Here is a 19,771-nt window from a genome sequence, read left to right as displayed (position 1 = left end):
TAGCCCATCCTCCTTTTTATACTTTTATGGCGGCGACCTCTATTATCCCTTAATGCCCGAAAAGCTGACACCTTTGACAATTTGTTTCTCAAACACGAGAAAAGCAATAATGACGGGGATTGAGGCAATCGCGTTGACGGTCATCGGCAAAATGTACGTCTCTGAATAATTAGAGTTAAACATCGGTATGCCGACAGGCAATGTATAGAGCGATTCGGAAATAATCGCTAGAAATGGCCATAAGAAATTGTTCCATGAGCCTATAAACGTCAATATGCCGACAGCAGCAACCGCTGATTTGCCAAGAGGCAGAACAACGTTCCAATACAAACGGAAATCATTGCAGCCATCAAGTTTTGCGCTTTCAATGAGTTCATTCGGCACGCCATCAAAAAAGCTTTTTAATATGATAACGCCTAAAGGAGCGGCAATCCCAGGCAAGATAAGCCCTGCATATGTGTCAAGCAGCCCCATTGAGCCAATAATTTCATAGAGCGGGATAATCATCGCTTCACCTGGCACCATTAAACCGGCTAAAAAGAACAAATAGAGCGCTTTACGGTAGCGAAAACGCATTTTCGAGAAAGCAAATGCCGCCATCGACGTCAACAGGAGCGTCAGTACTGTCGTCATGAAACCAACAATAAAACTGTTCCAAATCCATAAAAACACATCGCTGCCGAGGATAATGTCGACATAGTTGCCAAATGTGTACGGAGGCGCAAACCAATCTAACGGCGATGAAGCCGCCGTCCCTTCTGGTTTTAGGGAAACAAAGAACATCCAAATAATCGGGAACAAAAACAACAGCGCCGATACAAAGGCGACAGCCACTTTTACAGGACGAAACGGGTCACGCTTATTTTCAAGCCTCGTTTGACTCATAGAAGGCGTCCCTCCTTACCGCCTAAACGGAGCTGAATGACCGATAATACGAGGAGCACCATAAACAGCAAATACGACATAGCCGCTGCATAGCCAAGGTCATAGCGTTCAAAGCCCATTTCGTAAATGTACAAAATGATTGGACGTGTTGACGTCCCTGGACCGCCATTCGTTATTAACAAAATTTGCGCAAACACTTTGAACGAAGCAAGGATTTGCAAGAGAAAAATTAACCTTGAAATTGGCAATAGTTGCGGCAATGTGATACGCCAAAACATTTGTTGCCTTGTCGCTCCATCAACTTCGGCTGCTTCATAGAGTTCATCGGGGATACCTTGCAACGCCGTCAAGTAGAGAATCATATTAAAGCCGACTGTCCACCAAAGAGTTACAGCAATAATGCTGACCCAGGCGAGTGATGGCGTCGCCAACCAAAACGGCTCTTTATCTAGTCCAAACGCTTGTAAAATGTTGTTGACGACCCCTGTATACGGTTGCAGCATAAAAATGGCGACAAACGAAATGACCGATACACTTAAAATGCTTGGGAGAAAGAAAGATCCCCTAAAAAACGTTTTCAGCTTCGTATTTAAATTGGCCATTAGCGCAAGCACCAATGCCAGAATAACCATTGTCGGCGTAGACAAGACGACAAACAATGTGGTGTTGCCAAATGCTTCCCAAAAATTAGGGTCCTTCAGTACATTGGCGTAATGGGCAAGCCCAACAAAATCTTGCTGTTCAATTAACGTCCAGTTAAAAAGGCTCATTTGCATTCCTTTAAAAATGGGGTAAACCGTAAACAGCACATATGCCACAAAAAAAGCAATTAAAAATGGAACAGGGCGCAAGTCGTCTCGCCATGTCAACTTTTTCACGTTTTTCCCCTCCTTCATATGAGTCAGAATTATTGGCGCGTGGTGATACGTAATGCCTCGAACATCTGATCAATGCCTTCTTCTGGGGTCAGGCGATTGCTCATAACTTCATCAAGCGCCCGCACCATATCCGTCTCAGCAGGGTTTTGGTAAATCGTCTTATCGGTAAAAACGACTTTTGATGCTACTTCAGCATATTCGGAGCGAAAAGGCTGTTGTTGGAACTCAGGCGAAGCGACAACGTCCGTTCTAGCCGGGATATGGCCTGCTTTCGCCCAATCGGCGCCGCGATCGCTAACATAGGCAATGAATTCGGCAATCGCTTGTTGTCTCTCTGCTGTTTGCTCTTCTTTTATAGGGATAATCAACGTATGGGAGTCTCCTTGTGCCGCTTCGACTTCAAAAGATTGAGGCAAAGGAACGGCTGTAAAGTTCATGTCGCTCCCTTCCCAAATCCCAGTCGCCCACACGCCTGTCATCAAACCGACAGCATTTCCAGCCTGGAACGTTTCATAAAAATCGCCAATGTGCATCGGGATCACATCCCCGAAGAAGCTGTGAATATAGGTAGCTGCTTCGATTGCAATTTCCCGATCAAGCGTAATTTCTGGTTCCCGCAAGTCATCGGAAAAAATCGGTGTGCCTCCCATTTGAAAATAAACCGTCCACCACCAGCGGTACACATCAACCCCTCCCGTTGAAATGGAAAGCGGCGTTTTATCAGGAAGCACTTCCTTTGCTTGTTGAAAAAATGCTTTAAAGCCTTCAGGCGACTCTTCTATTTTAGGGCGGCCATCTTCATCCAACAGCCCAGCTTCTTCCGCTAAGTCGTTGTTAATATACAGGATGAACGGGTGTGTGTCGATTGGCACTGCATAAGCAGCGCCTTCCACTTCAACCGCTTCACGGATGTTGGCTGGAAATAACTCAAAATCAAATTCTTTCTCCGCCATAATCGGTTCTACAGGTTCTAGCAATCCTTGATTCATAAGTTGTGGAAGCGTTGCTGCGTGAGAGACGGCAATATCTGGCCCTCTATCGGCTGCTACGCTCGTGACCACTTTCGTATAATAGTCATCCCAATCTTGCAGAATCATGTCAATGTACACTTCATCTTGACTATTGTTATAGTCATCAACAATTGCTTCCATATACGACAAATCGCCACCTGAAAAAAACACCCAATAATCGAGTTTCATCCTGCCATCACCAGTTGTCCCTGTTGTCTGGGCACAGGCGCCAAGAAGGAGTGCCGCGCTTGCTAAGACAGCGAACTTGCCAAAAACACGCTTCATATTGACCAGCTCCTTTCTAAAACGGGCATTATTCAGAAAACGCTTTCATGTCAATTGGTTAGAAAGCCGCCTAGCTGCACGCAAGCGGCCTTTCATGCCCTATTGTTGTTTCAAGCGAATCACATGCCACGATGCATGAGGCAAACGGGCTTCCAGCTTGCCATCCTTCAATGTTGACTGCCCTTGATCGTGTGGTTTAACAGGCTGATATTCTTTTGTGTTAACTGCTTTTAAATCGCTGTGCTCAAGAACCGTATGAGCAACGATCTGATAATGTTCAAAGCCGCGCACGTCGATTTCAAGATCGAGGCCATCATGCAAATGGCGGTTTAGTGCAAAAATGGTCAACGTCTTCTCCTCTTCATTATGGACGACAGCGCTATCAAGCTGCGGCACATCTGTATACTTATTGGTATCGTAGGTAGGCGTCTGTACAACTGGCTGAAGAGAAGTGCCTCTCCCATAAAGAGAGACATGCATAAATGGGTAAAAAATCGTTTGCCGCCAAGACGGCCCGCCTGTCTCTGTCATGATTGGAGCGATGACGTTTACAAGTTGCGCCATACAGGCGATTTTGACGCGGTCAGCTCGCCGCAAGAAACTCATTAGCATCGACCCGACTAACAGCGCGTCTTCAAAATTGTAGACGTCCTCGAGCTGTGGCGGCGCTACCGTCCAAGGCTCAATCGCTTTGTCTGCTTCCCGGGAATGGTACCAGACATTCCATTCATCAAAGCTTAAGTACATTGTTTTCTTGCTGCGCTTTTTTGCCTTTATATAATCACAAGTGGCAATCACTGTAGCGATAAAACGGTCCATTTCCAACGTCTTTGCTAAGTAGCTAGCTGAGTCGCCTGAGGCATTTCCATAATATTGGTGCAATGAAATATAATCGACTTCATCATACGTATAATCAAGCGTTGTCGCTTCCCACTCGGGAAATGTCGGCATATCAATGTTGGAACTGCCACACGCCACCAGTTCAATCGTTGGATCTACCAGCTTCATTGCTTTTGCTGTCTCTACAGCAAGCCTGCCGTATTCATCAGCAGTCTTGTGACCAATTTGCCAAGGGCCATCCATTTCATTGCCTAAGCACCATGTTTTAATGCGGTGTGGCTGTTTCACACCATGGCTGATTCGCAAATCACTATAATAACTGCCGCCAGGATGATTGCAGTATTCCACTAGATTTCTGGCAGCATCTGCCCCCCTTGTGCCTAGATTGACAGCCATCATTACTTCTGTGTTCGCGCGTTTTGCCCACTCAGCAAATTCGTTTGTACCAACTTTGTTTGGTTCAAGCACACGCCAAGCCAATTCTAGCTTTTTTGGCCTCTTTTCAATTGGCCCAACCCCATCTTCCCAATTGTATCCAGAAACCATGTTTCCTCCAGGATAACGGACAATTGGGACATTTAGTTCTTTTACAAGATCAATGACATCTTGGCGAAATCCATCTTCTCCAGCATCCTGATGCCCAGGTTCATAAATACCGCCATAAACAGCTCTGCCTAAATGTTCAATAAAAGAGCCGTAAATGCGTTCGTCGACTTTGCCAATCTGAAATAGCGGATCAATAGACATCTTCCCTTTTTTCAATTGATTCATGTGCGCCTCCTTGTAAGCGATTGCAATTATAGTTAATAAAAATGTTAATCAAAAACATTTATATTACTTTATGTGAATTATACGCCCGCCTTTTCCACCCGTCAACGCGAAATTTAAAACAAACGAAAAAAAGAACCCATGTAATGGATTCTTTTTTGAATAACAATGTAAGCCAAACATTCCCCTTAAACGGCGCTTCTATTTATTTAAGCCCAGTTGTCGCAATGCCCTCAACCAAGTGCTTTTGGAAAAACAAGAAGATGATAAATTGAGGCAATAGCGATAAAGTCGACATCGCCAAGAGCGGTCCCCACGATGTGCCCCCTTCTGCATCCATAAAGTTTCTCAGCCCTAGCGAGACGGTTTGGATGTCAGCACTATTTAAATAAATTAACGGAGCAAGAAAATCATCCCATGCCCACATAAAAGCAAAAATGGCGACAGTCACAAGCGCTGGTTTGATTAAAGGCAGAATGATCCGCCAAAAAATCCCAAACGTCGAGCATCCGTCAATGATAGCCGCCTCATCTAGTTCCCGTGGAATGCCGCGGATAAACTGGATGAGCAGGAAAATGAAAAAAGGCGTGCCCCCTAAAAAAGCGGGAACGATTAGCGGGTAAAACGTATTGACCCAACCGATGTTATGGAACATGATGTATTGCGGTATTAATGTTATTTGCACAGGCAACATTACCGTGCCGAGCAAGCAAGCAAATAAGATTTTTTTAAAGCGAAACTGCAAGCGCGCAAAGCCGTAGGCGACAATGCTCGAAGACAGAATGGCGCCTATGACAGACAAAGCCGTAATAAAAATAGAGTTAGAAAAATAGACGTCAAATCCAGTTCGCCCAAACCCTTCCCAGCCTTTTGTATAGTTTTCCCACAAAAATTCGCCAGGCCATAACGAAGCGGCGTTGCCAAAAATCTCTGTTTGCGTTTTTAAAGAGCTTGCCACCATCCATAAGATTGGATACAGCATGACAAAACCGAATAAAACGACAAACGTATAATAAATCGCATCCGCCGTTTTGGTCCGCTTCTTCATTTGCTTCCCCCCTCATAATGCACCCAATATTTGGACGTCGCAAACAAAATAAGCGTAATCACGCCAATGATGACAAGCAGAATCCATGCCATTGCCGACGCATAGCCCATCCGTAAATGCTCAAATGCCGTTTCATATAAATAGACCGCATAAAAATTGGTCGCATCCATTGGTCCACCGTTTGTAATTAAAAACGCTTGTGTAAATGTCATAAACGCTCCAATTGTTTGCATGATTAAATTAAAGAAAATAACCGGTGTCAACATCGGCAGCGTGATCCGAAAGAAACGAGTTAATGTAGACGCACCATCAACGCTTGCCGCTTCATAAAGCTCCAGCGGAATTTGCCGCAGCCCTGCCAAAAAGATAATGAGCGGCGAACCAAATTGCCAAACGACAAGCACAATTAAAATCGATAGCGCGTATGACGGATCGCCGAGCCAATTGATGCCATCAAGGCCAACAGAGGCAAATAACGTATTAATTGCCCCTTCTCGGCCAAATAGCTGGCGCCACACAACGGCGATCGCCACACTCCCCCCAATGATGGAGGGAATGTAATAAATCGTCGTAAACAACCCTGTCCCTTTTCTCCCCGTATTAAAGAGCAGCGCTAGCAATAGGGCAAAAATCAGCTTTAGAGGCGTAGAGACAAACACGAATATGAGCGTGACTTTTAAAGACTGGACAAAACGCGGGTCATTGAACAACACGTTTTTGTAATTGTCGAGTCCTGTCCAAACTGCAGGGGAAAGCATGTCATAATTCGTAAACGAAAAATAAAGAGATGCCAGCATCGGCCCTATGACTAACCCTAAAAAGCCAATTAGCCAAGGGGAAATGATCAAGTAGGCAACGAAATCGTTGCGAAACGATCCTTTCAGTGATTTTCGTTTGAGAGAAGGTTGAATGGTGCTTTGCGTAGGTCTCATCTTGGCCTCCTGTTCCGATGCTTACTTTAAGATCGATTCTGCTTGCTGGCGAAACTGTTCGGCTCCATCTTCCGGTGTGGTTTGCCCATATTTCAACGACTCCACGACCCGTAAGAAGGCAGCGCGCACTTCACTCTCACCAGGTGGGGGCAGCGGATCGGCTGGCGCCGAGTTCTCAGCTACATATTCTAAGTACGCAAACGTTTTTTCCACTTCTGGCGAGACTTTGCCCTCAAGATGGGAACGGATCTCAGCTGAAATCGGCACGCCCCGCTCAGCCTGGAGGATTTCATTTGCCTCAGGATCATTTGTTATAAAGTCAATAAACAGCGCGGCATTTTCTTCTTGGTTCGTATGCTCGCTAATGGCGAACGACATGCTTGGCCTTACCCAGTTGCCTTCCGTTCCCCCTTCCATTTCAGGAAGCGATTTCAAATCCAATTCTGCTTCTGTTAACGCCTGCTGCCCAATAATCTGGTTGCTCGCAATCAGCAACATGCTTGTCGTGCCGTCTGCAATCGTTGAATCCCCGCCTTGAATATATTCCATCGTTAATTCATGGGGCGGCGCTGCTTCGTCTTCGATCATTCCTTGGATAAATTGAAAATAAGAAACGAGCGTTTCATCAGAGTAGCCAAGCCCTTCGCCTGTTTCATTAAACACGCTTTCGCCATTCTGCCTTGCATAGGCAAAAAACAGGTCAAACTCAGTGTTATTAAAGTCGTAGCCATAAAAGCCATCGCCAAGTGCGCTTTTTAATTCCAGCATCGCTGCTTTCATATCGTCGTACGTATAACCTTCGTCTAGCTCAATGCCATGTTCGGCAAACAGTTCGGCGTTGTAAAGCATGCCAAGGGCATTGGAGCCGAGTGAAATCCCGTATACGGCATCGTCGATCGTATTGACATCTTGGTAGACATCATCCACATTGGACAAATCAATGGAGCCGTCCTCAATTAGAGAGGCCAAATCTTTTAATAAATTTCTGGAAATGTACTCGTTCATTTTGGTGTAGTCTAATTGGACGACATCGGGCAAGTTGCTTCCTGCTGCTTGTGTCGTTAGCCGCTCCCAATAGTTGTCCCAGCTCGTATACTCTGGTTCAACCGTTATATCAGGATATTTTTCTTCAAACAGATCGATCACTTCAAGTGTCATTGTGTGGCGCTCCTGCCCGCCCCACCACGCAACCCGTAAAACATTGTCGCCGCTGGCGGTCGAACCGTTGTCTTCTCCTCCTGTTCCAACTTGGCAACCTGTTACTGCAAGGGCCGATAGGGCCAATGCCGAATAAAGAACAGTGCTCCGCTTTTTTTTCACAACAACTCCTCCTTGTATTCCGTGTTCACGTCCCTCGACGGGCGCGGCTGCTCAGATCCGTTTCTCACACGGCTTGTCTGTATACCACAGTTATTTTTGGCCTGATTCCCACTGTTGCTCGACTGTTTCGGCATGTTGATTTAGTTGTTCTTTCGCTTCTTTCGATACATGGCGTTCGTTTGCCCTGTTATGCAAATGGCGCTTATACTTGTCGACAAATAAGAGCGCTTGCTCCGTCCGCCCTGCTTCGTTGTGATGCTTTGCCTGCTTAATGGATTGGTTAAGCTGGACAACGAGTGGGCCTTGAACTTCGCCCGCCACAATAAACGCTTCTGTTGCTTTTTCCAAAAAAGCGAATCGGTCTTCTCCATGTTCATTGAGCAATGGCACATACGCCCAATCAATATCCGAAGCAAAGTAGAAGCTCGGATAAGAAGGCTGGTTGTAAGTAACATTTTGCCAAGCAATCCCCGTTCGGTATTGGGTATCATGCATCAACGTGTACAGTTTTCGGTCTGTTGGTTCTGTGTTCATATAAATACGAATCGCAGAACTATCTTCTGTGCGGACGAGAAGTTCTTCCCGCCAATCGCCAAAAATGTCAGCAACAAGGGAAGGATTGCCTTTCGTCCCGTTGTTTGTCCTTGTCCCTTCCGCAGTCAACAAACGCCCCCTTTGCCAATCATCAATCGTCGGTGTCTCGTCAAGCGCTCCATTGACAATTTGTGTGGTCATGTCAGGGGACCATTTAATATTCATGTTTGTTCCTGGCTGCTCGGTGTTCAAACGCTTGCCTGATGCGCTATATAAGCCGACCGCCCACGTTTCGAGGCCGCGCTCGCCAGGGATGACATCGCCAACCATCCCTCGGCCAGTGTCTTGGCCGCTATACTCTCCGTAAAGGACATCGCCTGTACGCGCATCTCGTAAAGCAAAGCCATACGGCGCATACTGGGCCCCTTCAAAAACCATAAACGATTCCAACCCTGGTCTGTCTGGATCAATGTCAGCAACATGAAGGGCATCGCCGTGGCCTAATCTTGCCATTTCACCTGGAGCTGCACTTTCAGGAGGCAATTCAGCAAACGAGCTATACAAGAGCGTCCCGTCATCGTCAATCGTTGCGGCCCCATAAATAATTTCATGTTTGCCATCCCCGTCGACATCGGCAACGCTTAATGAGTGTGCCCCTTGTGTGGTGAGGGTGGCGTATTCGTCATTGGTTCCGTCTACGCCATGGGGTGAATCTTGAAACGGGTTTTCCATCGGTGTCCAACCGCTGTCAACAAACCAATTCTCGTGCAATTGTTCGCCGTCCCAGTCATAGGCAACAAGTGTTGTCCTTGTGTAATAGCCTCTGGCAAAAATAGCAGAAGGCTTTTCGCCATCCAAGTATGCAACCCCTGCTAAAAAGCGATCAACACGATTACCTGGTTCAATTCGGTTCATCGCATAGTCGCCCCACATAAGGCCATCGTCTTCTCTCCCTGGCTTATAATGGATCGTTTGTAATTCCTGTCCTGTCTCACCTGCAAACACCGTCAAATACTCAGGACCTTCAACGATAAAACCTTCAAAATCCCGCAATTGGTTGTTCGCGCTTCTCGAAGGGGCGTATTCATCGATAAAATAATCCGCTAACGCCTCCGCATCTCCGCGGCTTAAAGGATAGTCATACATCGGTTCGATCCCGAAAGCCTCTTCAAGCGTCTCTGGCCAATTGCCGTTTTTCACTTCTTCATGCGCATGCCAGCCCATAAACATCTCGACCACATGGGCATAATAGTCATCGGCACTCATCCGGTAATCGTCTTCATGGCTATAACCTGCCTCCACATCTTCTTGTGGCATCGTAATGTACGTTTCCGATTCGACTTTGCCATCCCCAGTGAATGTGATCACCTTTGTCCCTGGTGCGGTTTTAAACATAAGTTCCGCCTTGCCGTCGCCATCAAAATCATAAACAAGCAGTTGCGTGTAATGGGCACCGGAACGGATGTTTTTGCCTAAGTCTATCCGGTATAGCAAATCGCCAGTCAATGTATAGGCATCAATATAGGTGTGTCCGGTGTATCCTTTTTGCGACACGTCTTTAGAATTTGTCGGTTCCCATTTCACAAAAAACTCATACTGGCCATCGCCATTGACATCGCCGACACTCATGTCATTGGCATGGTACGTGTACGCTTCTCCTGCAGGCGTTACACCATCCTCAGGCTTTTGCAACGGCAAGTCGTAATAGCCGTTTTCCCACGGATGAACAACGTCACTCGCCTCTTCCTCCCCACTGTTGATAGCGCTTACATAATAACTAGATGATGACGTTCCTTGCTCATCCAAATAGTTAGTGCTGTCGGTTACCTTTTCAAGAAATTGCCCATCACGGTAAACGTTAAAAACCGTGCCGACCAATCCATGGTCAGAATAGCCGACCGCTTCTTCTTTCAACAGCCGCCAACTCAAAAAAACGCCTTCTCCTGTATCAACCGCTACTAAGCCACGGTCAAGCGCTTCCAATTGCACATCGAACTGCTTTTCCACAGGGGATTTTACAGTGGAAGAGCGCTTTCCTTCATCGCCGTTTTTGATAGGAGCGACTTTAAAAAAGTGATTGATATGGGTCGAGCCGTTAAACACAAATCTCTGTTCTTCCGTCTCGGCTATTTCTTCGTATTCCATCGAATCCGTGTCTTTATTGGTCCAGTAAACTTTATAGGAATCTGCCCCTTCTAGTTTGTTCCATTCCAACGTAACTGAGTCACCTGTCACTTCCGTGATGACGACATTCAGGTAGTCTGGTTGCCCATTTGCTACAGCTTGTTCATTTTTTGACAAAGGCAAACACAATGCCAGACAGATGAGTACAACAGCTATGTTCCGAAAGTAAAACGCCATCCATGCTCCTCCTTTCGTTAGAAAAAACCTTATTTATCCATTAGAATAACGAACTGCTATCTATCGGTCTTATTAAATACGGTTCCTCGCTCTCAGTTTCCGAACTTAGCTTTTTTGGCCGCGAAAAAAGACAGTGGTCATTATAAGCCCCTGCCTTCAGACTATAGAAAAATAGTTTTGCTTATGTCATCGGTTGCCCCGTATAATTTCCACTCCGTTAAATGTACTCCTTTTCACTACTAATCTGGTGAGGTAGTAGGACTTGCATGCAGCAATTCATTCACTTTAATCGGCTTCTTTTCTTTTACTGAGCGCCAAACGCCTTCCCCCATGGCAACTGCCAGAGCGCCCGCCTCTGCTCCTGCCAATACACGGTAAGGACGATGCCTCCTTTCTCCTAGAAAAATCTCTTCTTGAATAAGAGTATCTCCTCCTCCATGCCCGCCTTCCTGTTCGACTACGTAAATCGTTTCCTTTGCTCCGAAAAGGGGATAAAAGTCAATAACTTGTTGTTCTGGAACAGGAAAAGGGATGCGTGCCGGTGCATGGTACTCCTGCGTTTCCAAGCGCCCCCCTGTCCCGTTGATCGCTAACCTGTACCCTTCATAAGGTAGGGAAAAGTTGACTGAGTACGAAAGAAGGACGCCATGTTCATACAGTGCGGCAACCGTATACGTATCTTCAATCTCAATTTCCTCATCAAAGATGCAGGCATCGGGACGATAGTTGCTATATGCATCCATATTTTGACCAGCCAACAAATGATCATCCTTTATTGCATGATTGGTAGATCGCCCAAACCAACGAGCATAATAAGCGCACTTATCTGTTTCTGTACAAGTTCCGCAATGGCGCCCATTTTGTTTACTTGGGTTCCACACGGACTGTTGTCCATAATAATGGAGGTTGCCATAGGCAAACACTTCTTTCGGACTTTGCGCTAACCACCAATTAACAAGATCAAAATGATGGGTTGATTTATGGATCGACAATCCGCCTGAGAACGCCCTCATTCGATTCCAGCGCTTAAAATAGCTTGCCCCGTGATACGTATCAATGTACCAGTTCAAGTCGACTGAAGTAATCTTTCCTAGTTTTCCGCTCGCGACCATTTCCTTGATTTTTAAATGAATCGGATTGTAGCGATAGTTAAAAGTAACTGTTACCGTACCTTTGCTTGCTTTTTCAGCCTCGAGCACACGCCGGGCATCGGCTGCAGTTGTTACCATCGGCTTTTCACAAACAACATCTAAATCATAAGCAAGGCCTTGCAAAATATAAGCGATATGGGTATCGTCTCTGCTTGTGACAATCAACGTATCCACCTGTTCACTTTCAACCATGCTCGCGAACGCTTCAGGCAGAAAAAACCGCACCCCCGCCAGTTCGGGATAGTCATTCGCAACAATTTGCCTACGCTTTGGATCTTGATCAAGCAAGGCAACAATGGAAGCCACATTCGAATAACGCTCTAACACAGGCTTGATAAACATGGAAAGGGCCCGATTGCTTAGCCCGCAAACAGCAATTCTTTTCATGATGATTCTCCTATTAATCATTATTTGATTCCAGTTGTCGCAATCCCTTGGATCAGGTATTTTTGGAAGAATAGAAACACGATAAACTGGGGAACGAGGGACAGTGTCGCCATTGCCAGAAGCGGTCCCCATGACGATGCGCTAGTAGAATCAAGAAAACTGGCAAGCCCAAGCCCTACCGTATAGAGTGACGGGTCATTCAAATAAATCAACCCACCAAAAAAGTCATCCCAACTCCATAAGAACGCAAAAATCGTAACGGTGACAAGCACCGGCTTGCACAAAGGCATAATAATCCGCCAGAAGATGCCAAAGGTTGAGCAACCATCAATGACAGCCGCTTCATCCAGTTCTCTTGGGATACCACGAATGAATTGAACCATTAAGAAGATAAAAAACGGCGTGCCGCCTACAAAGGCAGGGACAATTAGTGGCAAAAACGTATTGACCCAGCCAAAGTAATTAAAAAGAATGTATTGGGGAATAAGCGTGATTTGCATTGGAAGCATCAACGTTCCAATTAAACAAGCAAACAATACATTCTTTAGCGGAAATTTCAAGCGTGCAAACCCGAACGCGACAAATGAAGATGAAATCAAGGCACCGATGATGTTCATGCTTGATACAAAGAGTGAGTTGCGGAAAATTTGGTCAAAGCCAACGCTGCCAAACCCTTTCCAACCTTCTACATAATTGTCCCAATGAAAAGCAGACGGCAGCAAAGAAGCAGCCTGCTGGAAGATTTCTGCAGGTGGCTTTACGGAGCTGCTGATCATCCAAAGCACGGGGTAAAGCATAAAAAAACCAAACAGCAGAACAGTAAAGTGATATAGAAACGTTTTGAACCTCCTTTTCGTTTTCACCTGCTCACCCTTTCTCTGATTCATAAAACACCCATTTTTTCGAGCTATAAAAAAGCAATCCTGTGACAACCGCAATCACAATGAGCAACGTCCAGGCCATCGCCGAAGCATAGCCCATTTCATAATTGGTAAACGCTCGTTCATAGAGATACAAAGCGTAAAACAGCGTGCGGTCAAGAGGGCCGCCTTGCGTTGTCACAAATGCTTGTGTAAAAACGAGAAAAGCACCAATCATTTGCATAATCAAATTAAAGAAAATGACAGGCGTAAGCAATGGAATCGTGATGGACAGGAATTTGCGAAACTTCCCGGCGCCATCAACGGACGCTGCTTCATATAACTCTTCGGGAATTTGCCTAAGCCCTGCCAAAAAAATGATCATAGGAGAACCAAATTGCCAAATGACAAGCAAGATCAACACCATTAAGGCATGGTCGGGGCTGGCAATCCAACTTTTCCCTTCTACGCCGAAAAACAGCAAAATATCATTGATTGCTCCTTGTCCGCCGAATAACTGGCGCCACATCACAGCTACGGCAACACTGCCGCCGATAATGGAAGGAATATAAAACAGCGTCGTATAAAACCCTGACCCTTTTCGTTTATTGTTAAACAGCATTGCAATCAACAAGGCAAACGCTAGTTTAATTGGCGTTGACACAAACACGAAAAGAAGCGTGACCGTTATGGAAGTACGGAACCTCGGATCATTGGTAAACATCGTGATATAATTGTCCAAGCCAACCCAATTAGGGCTCGTCAACATATCAAAATCAGTGAATGAGTAATAAAGCGAAGCGATCATCGGGCCAATGACAAATCCTAAAAACCCGACTAGCCATGGAGAAATAAAGGCAAATCCGACTAAATACTGTTTCCAAACGCGCCATTTCGCGCTTGTTTTTCTGTTCGGCGGATACGCGGCTTTTATCGTTTCTGATGGTTTCATTCGTCTCTCCTTTATCATCCACTAGCTAATTGCTTAAAATAATCTCAACTTCGTCGCGGAAACGTTCGGCAAATTCCTCGGCGTTCAGCAACTCATACTCGAATTCTTCAATCATACGTGCGTATAAATCCAAAATCTGACCTGTACCGGCTGGATCTGGTGGATGGATCGGCGCAGCCCTCTGTTCAACTAACTGAACATAATCAAATTGCAGTTGTGTATTTTCGCTAACATGATCATAAAGGTGATCACGAACCTTTTCTGAAATCGGCACGCCCCGTTCAGCATTTAAAATCTCATTGGCTTCTACACTATTGACGAAAAAATTGATGAATCGCGCGGCTTCTTCGCTCTTGTCCCCTTGGCTTGTAGCTGAAAATAGCAATGACGGTTTGATAAAGGAGGCTTCTGATCCCCCTTCCATTGCTGGCAATGTTGTCATCTGAAGCTTACGGCCGGCAGCTTCATTGAGGGCGACAATTTGATTGCTGTGCGGCGAAAACGTCGAAGCGCGGCCATGGACAATTAATTCATCTTGGAGGCCTTGGACCTCGGCTTTGACATCAGGAGGTGCAGCCACCCCACTGTCGAGCAAGTCTTTATACATGTTTAAAAAATCGATTAGGTACTTGTCGTCGTCGTAGCCAAGCCCTGTGTTGTCTTCGTTGTACAACCACAAATCATGTTGGCGCAAATAATGCTTAAAAAAGTTTAAATTATCGCCGAAAGCGTACGCATACATACCGTCCAAGTTTTCGTTGATTGTTTTGACCGCCTCTATATAGTCATCCCACGTGTAACCAGGCTCTAGTTCCGGTACACCTGCTTCGGCGAAAATCTCAGCATCGTAAGCGACTGACATGGCATTGGAACCAAGGTTAATTCCATACAACCCTCCGTCCACAATCCCGCCTTCTAAATAGATGTCATCGACATCACTAAAATCAAGCGTCCCATCCTCTACGTAAGATGTTAGATCAACAAGCAAATCACGGGAGACATATTCGTTAATGTACTGTAAATCCATTTGAATGACGTCTGGCAAGTTTCTGCCTGCTGCTTGCGTTGACATCCGTTCCCAGTAGCCGTCCCAGCCAGTAAATTCGGTCGTAACGGCGATATCAGGATTTTCAGCTTCAAACAGTTTAATCGCTTCGATTGTGCGGTCATGCCGTGCTTGCGATCCCCACCATGCGACTCTCAGTTCTGTTTGGCCGCTTTTCAGATCCGCTTTCTCGCCGCCCTCTCCTTCGACCACTTCCGTTTCCGACGATGCGCATGCTGCCAGCGCCATGGCACTCACTAAGCACATTCCAGCTAATCCTGGCCATACTTTCATTTTGTCGCCTCCCCTTTTCATAGAATAAAGCGCTTTCATTTAGTAATAGTTTAAAAACTCTTTTTGTGGGTGAATAGATGACAAAAGGGAAATAGTTTGCACAAAAGACCATTTTTAAAGAAATGTGCGGTGCTTTCACTCTTTTTGATTGATAAATTCAGTTGGACTGGCATGAAAATAACGCTTAAATTGCCTTGTAAAATAATGGACATGGCTGTAACCGACTTGATCAGCAATTTCATAAATATACAGTTCCCCTTCTAGCAGCAACTGTTTCGCCTTTTCCATCCGAACGCGGGTAAGATAGGACTTAAACGATTCACCGACTGCTTTTTGAAACACAATCCCAAGGTATTTCCTAGATAAGCCTACCTCTTCCGCAATATCTTTAAGGACAATATCTTGGTTATAATGGGCATGAATATAGTCGATCGTCATTTGTACAGCGCGGCGATGCCTAGCGTTGCCTTCTGAAATCGAGGCGATGCACGCTTGATCAATTTGCGACTCGATCCATGCTTCTAAGTCTTCGATCGTCAACAATTGGTCAGGTGCCACTTCCACTCTATTGGCACAGACGTGTTGGCCGGTTCTATTTCGTACACCATCCCGGATCAATGCTTGCAAGCTGTTTGCATGGAAATGAATGAATGAAGGGCGCTCCAGTTCTTTAGCATCACGTAAATAAGATACGACCGCTCTTGCTGCTTGTTGTGCTTTACGCCAATCGTTGCCACGTACAGCAGTTGCCAATGTTTCATAAAGGGGTAGCGACTCGCCAGTTATTTCAAAAGGGCGGTCAAGCAATGGCGCAACCGCATTTAAGCGGACTTCCAATTGTTTGTTTTTCATCTCCTCTTCCGCCTCTGCCGTTAAGTGACTGACGATTTTCTCAAACACAGTGGTAATCGTCGTTTTCGAAACGGGTTTGCTTAAATACTCATCTACACGTAAGCGCAGCGCTTGTCGTGCGTACTCAAAATCATCGAAGCCACTTAAAATGACAACCTTTCCAGCAAATCCTTCATCTATCACGGTTTTAACCATTGCCAGCCCTTCCAACACAGGCATATAAATATCGGTCACGACAATGTTCGGCTGTTTGCTTTGAATCAACTTGATCCCCTCTTCGCCGTCATACGCTTCTCCAACAAAAGTCATGTTAAACGTATCCCAAGGAATGATGCCTTTTAGCCCTTCAATTACTTGCCGGTCGTCGTCGATAATAACGGTTTTCCACATTTTTGTTTACTCCTCCCCAATCGCTTGTTTGCTTTTGCGGAATTTCAATCAATACCGTCGTGCCTGCTCCTACTGTACTGTAAACAGTGATGGTTCCTTCTTCACCAAAAAACGCCTGTAAACGCGCTGCGACGTTTTGCAAACCATAACCGTTTTTCCGAGGTAGCGGCTCCGTTTGTTCAAACCCTACGCCATCATCTTTCACTTGTAGTCGAAGCGCTTGTTTATATGGACGAATGGAAATGTCAATTACCCCACGTTGGCGGCGATGAAAACCATGAACAATCGCATTTTCAACAATCGGCTGCAATGTAAATTTCGGTACATAGTAGTGTCGGACTTCAGGTGGGACATCGATCTCAAATGAAATATCGACGCTTTTTCTAAATTGCTGGATTTGCATATAGTAGCGGATATGGTCCAGTTCATCGGCAATCGGAATGAAACTTTCTCCTTTCGAGAGGCCAATCCGCAGCATTTTTCCCATCAATTCAATCACTTCACTGATCTCATCTTGGCCCCGGGCAATCGCCATCCAATTTAATTGGTCGAGTGTATTGTACAAAAAGTGTGGGTTGATGTTTGCCTGTAATGCTGTTATGTCGGCCTCATTTTTACGGCGGTGCTCTTCCTCTAAAGACTGGTGCAATGCATGAATTTCCCTGGTCATTTCCGTAAACCCTTCAAATAAATCGCCAAACTCATTTTGATAGCCATTTGGCACATTTACTTTTTGTGATTTGCCAAATTGCACAAACCCTTGGCGTAGCTGGAGAATTGGCTTTGAAAACGCCGTAGACAGAAACAAAGCAAACAGAAGCGCCCCTGCAATCGCTACTAGGCTAATTGCTATAAGCACAGCTGTAATTCGTCTTCCCCCTTTCGTTAGCTCCTCCCATGGCGTTACCTCAACAAGAAACCAATCGGCACGCTCTAACGCTGACCATACAGCCAGCCCCTGGTCAAGCTCCCTTTTCCCATCTTGGTTTAAAGAATGTTCATCCACAATCCTTCCTATTTCTTCGTCAGTTGCATGGGCGGCCATAATGGCCTCTCCATTTTTGCCAACTAACATTCGATGATTTGCATGGTATTCTCTATCAACAAACAAGGCTTCGAAATCACGGGCGCGGACGTTCAATACTAATATCGCTTTTAATGTTCCTTTTGCGGAATACAGTTTGCACAAGTAAGAGACGACCTTTTCCTCTTCTGTTAAATGTTTGTCGTGTGTACCTAGCCAGACTTCATTGGCCTCATTCACTTCTTTGTTTTTTGGATGACTGTGCAGATCAATCTTAGAAAGAAAACGGATTGGATATTGGCTATCAAAAGTTGGGGGATGATCCATGTATATATCAATGGAATCAATCATCGATGAACTTAATACAACTTGATGCAGATACTTGTGGAGGTTGTTTCGTTGTCGATTATAAGAAAAGTGTTTGTGTCGGTTATGGATAAATGCTTGTAAATCAGCATTTCTTGAGATAACAACAGCTGTTTCTTCCAACGCCTTCATCTGGTTATCCAATTCATTCCGGTATAAGTGCAAAAGCTCCTTTTGGTGAGCCGACGTCGAGGCAATCGTTTCCGACACAACCATGCGATAACTTACGCCGATCACGACGAAAAATAGGAAAATAGTAAACAGCGCAATGCTTAAAAACAGAATGGTTTTGACCTTTGCCTTTTTAAACATAGCAACCACCTTATCACACAGCCAAGTCAAGGCCATATTTGCCGGCAAAATGAATCAGACGTCTACAGTCATAGCACCCGCGATTGTCGCGAGTGCTACCTGCTACGTTTTCAGCGTTTCTTTAATTGGAGTAAACGGGAATTGGTGTGGGTTTTCATAGCGTTCAAGCAATGCGTCGGCTAAACCTGGCACGATCCGGTAGCCTTCAACTTGCTTGACGTTAGCAAACTCGTGAATAGGGTGTTGTTTTAATTGCTCGATGATTTGTACATGGGCGAATGCTGTTTCGTACGTACAAGGGACCGTTCTGCTGGGATCAATAACTGCTTCAATGCAATCGTCCAACTTCGCAAATGAATCATCGTGTGTAACGCCAAGCCTGCCATATACTTTTGTAGAACCATCTTTAAAATAAGCGATGACGTGCCCTGTTTTATTGTTGCACTTATATTCGATTGTCGCTTTTTCAAATTCAAATGCAAACATCGGACCGGCCTCTTCCTCCGTGGCGTGGGAGGCTACAAACAAGAGCGCTGCTCCTTCGTCTGTTTTTGCTCGTAATACGCATGTATCGAATGTTTCAATTGGGTTGGCCCGATACAATTCAGCGTCGATATCAACGACATTGGCACAAGTATCGATTTTGTCGCCTAGCACATACAACAAATGATGAAGAAAATGGGCTGCGGCATTGTTGGCAATGCTATCAAAAATCGCCTGCCCTTGCTGGGAATAACGTTTTCCTGCCCAATCGGAACGTTGATAGTACTCTGTGTTTCGCGGCCAAAACACCAATGTCTTTAGCGACTTGGCCCGACCAAACAAGCCGGCCATTCGGTCACGCTTTAACGCATGGACGGTTTTGCTAAATGACCAGTTAAAACCAATCGCTGCCCATCTATGCGCCTCTCTTACTGCTTTTTCCCATAAAGGAAAATCATTCGCCACAGCGGAAAGCGGCTTTTCACACAGGACATGGCTGCCGTTCGTTAACGCTTCTAGGGCGTGGACTGTATGAAAATGAATCGGTGTGGCGATAACAGCCAAGTCGGCATGATGTTCTTCATAAAACGAGCGTAGTGAATGGTAGACGGGTACACCCCGTTCTCGTAAAACGGGCAAATGCGGGCTGCGTTCCGGCGCATTGTCTACAACCCCTGCAAGCAGTGCCCGTTTGTGGGTTAATAGCTTTTTTACATATCCGCTGCCATAACCATTAATGCCAGCCACCACTACTGAAACCAAATCCGCCATTTTAAGCCTCCTCGTTCGCATTC

General features: G+C 45.5%; 15 protein-coding genes. All 15 read right to left on the bottom strand.

Annotated elements, in window-relative coordinates:
• Positions 1-42: 42 nt before the first annotated feature.
• The 15 genes from N6H06_RS11560 to N6H06_RS11490 all read right to left on the bottom strand — a co-directional run bounded on the left by N6H06_RS11560 (position 43) and on the right by N6H06_RS11490 (position 19,748).
• On the bottom strand, positions 43-885 hold the full coding sequence (locus N6H06_RS11560; RefSeq protein ID WP_263706669.1) for a carbohydrate ABC transporter permease: 843 nt from the start codon (positions 883-885) through the stop codon (positions 43-45).
• Positions 882-1,763 carry a carbohydrate ABC transporter permease gene (locus N6H06_RS11555; protein WP_082808346.1) on the bottom strand — a complete coding sequence of 294 codons (882 nt, stop codon included), beginning with the start codon at positions 1,761-1,763 and terminating at the stop codon, positions 882-884. The genes N6H06_RS11560 and N6H06_RS11555 overlap by 4 nt, the downstream gene beginning before the upstream one ends.
• 29 nt (positions 1,764-1,792) lie before the next feature.
• Entirely contained in the window at positions 1,793-3,058 is a 1,266-nt protein-coding gene (locus N6H06_RS11550; protein ID WP_263706664.1) for an extracellular solute-binding protein, read from the bottom strand.
• A 99-nt stretch (positions 3,059-3,157) separates the two neighbouring features.
• Positions 3,158-4,669, bottom strand: a complete 1,512-nt coding sequence (gene arfA / locus N6H06_RS11545; protein WP_318527550.1) for an arabinosylfuranosidase ArfA — start codon at positions 4,667-4,669, stop codon at positions 3,158-3,160.
• Positions 4,670-4,871: 202 nt separating this feature from the next.
• Positions 4,872-5,714, bottom strand: a complete 843-nt coding sequence (locus tag N6H06_RS11540; RefSeq protein WP_263706663.1) for a carbohydrate ABC transporter permease — start codon at positions 5,712-5,714, stop codon at positions 4,872-4,874.
• Positions 5,711-6,646, bottom strand: a complete 936-nt coding sequence (locus tag N6H06_RS11535) for a carbohydrate ABC transporter permease (protein ID WP_062748733.1) — start codon at positions 6,644-6,646, stop codon at positions 5,711-5,713. The genes N6H06_RS11540 and N6H06_RS11535 overlap by 4 nt, the downstream gene beginning before the upstream one ends.
• A gap of 21 nt (positions 6,647-6,667) precedes the next feature.
• A complete protein-coding gene (locus N6H06_RS11530; RefSeq protein WP_263706662.1) occupies positions 6,668-7,966 on the bottom strand; it encodes an ABC transporter substrate-binding protein in 1,299 nt (432 codons plus the stop codon).
• A gap of 90 nt (positions 7,967-8,056) precedes the next feature.
• Positions 8,057-10,861, bottom strand: coding sequence for a rhamnogalacturonan lyase family protein (locus tag N6H06_RS11525; RefSeq protein WP_263706661.1), 2,805 nt, complete (start codon positions 10,859-10,861; stop codon positions 8,057-8,059).
• Positions 10,862-11,100: 239 nt separating this feature from the next.
• Positions 11,101-12,399: a Gfo/Idh/MocA family protein gene (locus N6H06_RS11520; RefSeq protein WP_213029097.1), complete on the bottom strand. Its 1,299-nt coding sequence runs from the start codon at positions 12,397-12,399 to the stop codon at positions 11,101-11,103.
• Between the two features lie 20 nt (positions 12,400-12,419).
• Positions 12,420-13,262, bottom strand: coding sequence for a carbohydrate ABC transporter permease (locus N6H06_RS11515; protein WP_094424123.1), 843 nt, complete (start codon positions 13,260-13,262; stop codon positions 12,420-12,422).
• A 4-nt stretch (positions 13,263-13,266) separates the two neighbouring features.
• The gene (locus N6H06_RS11510) at positions 13,267-14,211 is read right to left on the bottom strand and encodes a carbohydrate ABC transporter permease (RefSeq protein WP_062748741.1); all 945 of its coding nucleotides are present in this window, start codon (positions 14,209-14,211) and stop codon (positions 13,267-13,269) included.
• Positions 14,212-14,236: 25 nt separating this feature from the next.
• The gene (locus tag N6H06_RS11505) at positions 14,237-15,550 is read right to left on the bottom strand and encodes an ABC transporter substrate-binding protein (protein ID WP_062748743.1); all 1,314 of its coding nucleotides are present in this window, start codon (positions 15,548-15,550) and stop codon (positions 14,237-14,239) included.
• 135 nt (positions 15,551-15,685) lie between these two features.
• Complete coding sequence (locus N6H06_RS11500) at positions 15,686-16,792, bottom strand: response regulator transcription factor (RefSeq protein ID WP_263706658.1); 1,107 nt, start codon at positions 16,790-16,792, stop codon at positions 15,686-15,688.
• Positions 16,749-18,494: a sensor histidine kinase gene (locus N6H06_RS11495; RefSeq protein ID WP_062748747.1), complete on the bottom strand. Its 1,746-nt coding sequence runs from the start codon at positions 18,492-18,494 to the stop codon at positions 16,749-16,751. The genes N6H06_RS11500 and N6H06_RS11495 overlap by 44 nt, the downstream gene beginning before the upstream one ends.
• 102 nt (positions 18,495-18,596) lie before the next feature.
• The gene (locus N6H06_RS11490; RefSeq protein ID WP_062748750.1) at positions 18,597-19,748 is read right to left on the bottom strand and encodes a Gfo/Idh/MocA family protein; all 1,152 of its coding nucleotides are present in this window, start codon (positions 19,746-19,748) and stop codon (positions 18,597-18,599) included.
• Positions 19,749-19,771 lie beyond the last annotated feature (23 nt).

The organism is Shouchella tritolerans, assembly GCF_025770735.1.
In the GTDB taxonomy this organism is placed as follows: domain Bacteria; phylum Bacillota; class Bacilli; order Bacillales; family Bacillaceae_D; genus Shouchella; species Shouchella tritolerans.
This window is presented reverse-complemented; position numbering and strand designations above follow the sequence as displayed.

Coding starts and splice junctions, on each gene's coding strand:
- arfA (WP_318527550.1), bottom strand. CDS start 4,669: ATGAATCAATTGAAAAAAGGGAAGATGTCTATTGATCCGCTATTTCAG.
- N6H06_RS11525 (WP_263706661.1), bottom strand. CDS start 10,861: ATGGCGTTTTACTTTCGGAACATAGCTGTTGTACTCATCTGTCTGGCA.
- N6H06_RS11505 (WP_062748743.1), bottom strand. CDS start 15,550: ATGAAAGTATGGCCAGGATTAGCTGGAATGTGCTTAGTGAGTGCCATG.
- N6H06_RS11510 (WP_062748741.1), bottom strand. CDS start 14,211: ATGAAACCATCAGAAACGATAAAAGCCGCGTATCCGCCGAACAGAAAA.
- N6H06_RS11500 (WP_263706658.1), bottom strand. CDS start 16,792: ATGTGGAAAACCGTTATTATCGACGACGACCGGCAAGTAATTGAAGGG.
- N6H06_RS11540 (WP_263706663.1), bottom strand. CDS start 5,714: ATGAAGAAGCGGACCAAAACGGCGGATGCGATTTATTATACGTTTGTC.
- N6H06_RS11560 (WP_263706669.1), bottom strand. CDS start 885: ATGAGTCAAACGAGGCTTGAAAATAAGCGTGACCCGTTTCGTCCTGTA.
- N6H06_RS11550 (WP_263706664.1), bottom strand. CDS start 3,058: ATGAAGCGTGTTTTTGGCAAGTTCGCTGTCTTAGCAAGCGCGGCACTC.
- N6H06_RS11535 (WP_062748733.1), bottom strand. CDS start 6,646: ATGAGACCTACGCAAAGCACCATTCAACCTTCTCTCAAACGAAAATCA.
- N6H06_RS11520 (WP_213029097.1), bottom strand. CDS start 12,399: ATGAAAAGAATTGCTGTTTGCGGGCTAAGCAATCGGGCCCTTTCCATG.
- N6H06_RS11495 (WP_062748747.1), bottom strand. CDS start 18,494: ATGTTTAAAAAGGCAAAGGTCAAAACCATTCTGTTTTTAAGCATTGCG.
- N6H06_RS11490 (WP_062748750.1), bottom strand. CDS start 19,748: ATGGCGGATTTGGTTTCAGTAGTGGTGGCTGGCATTAATGGTTATGGC.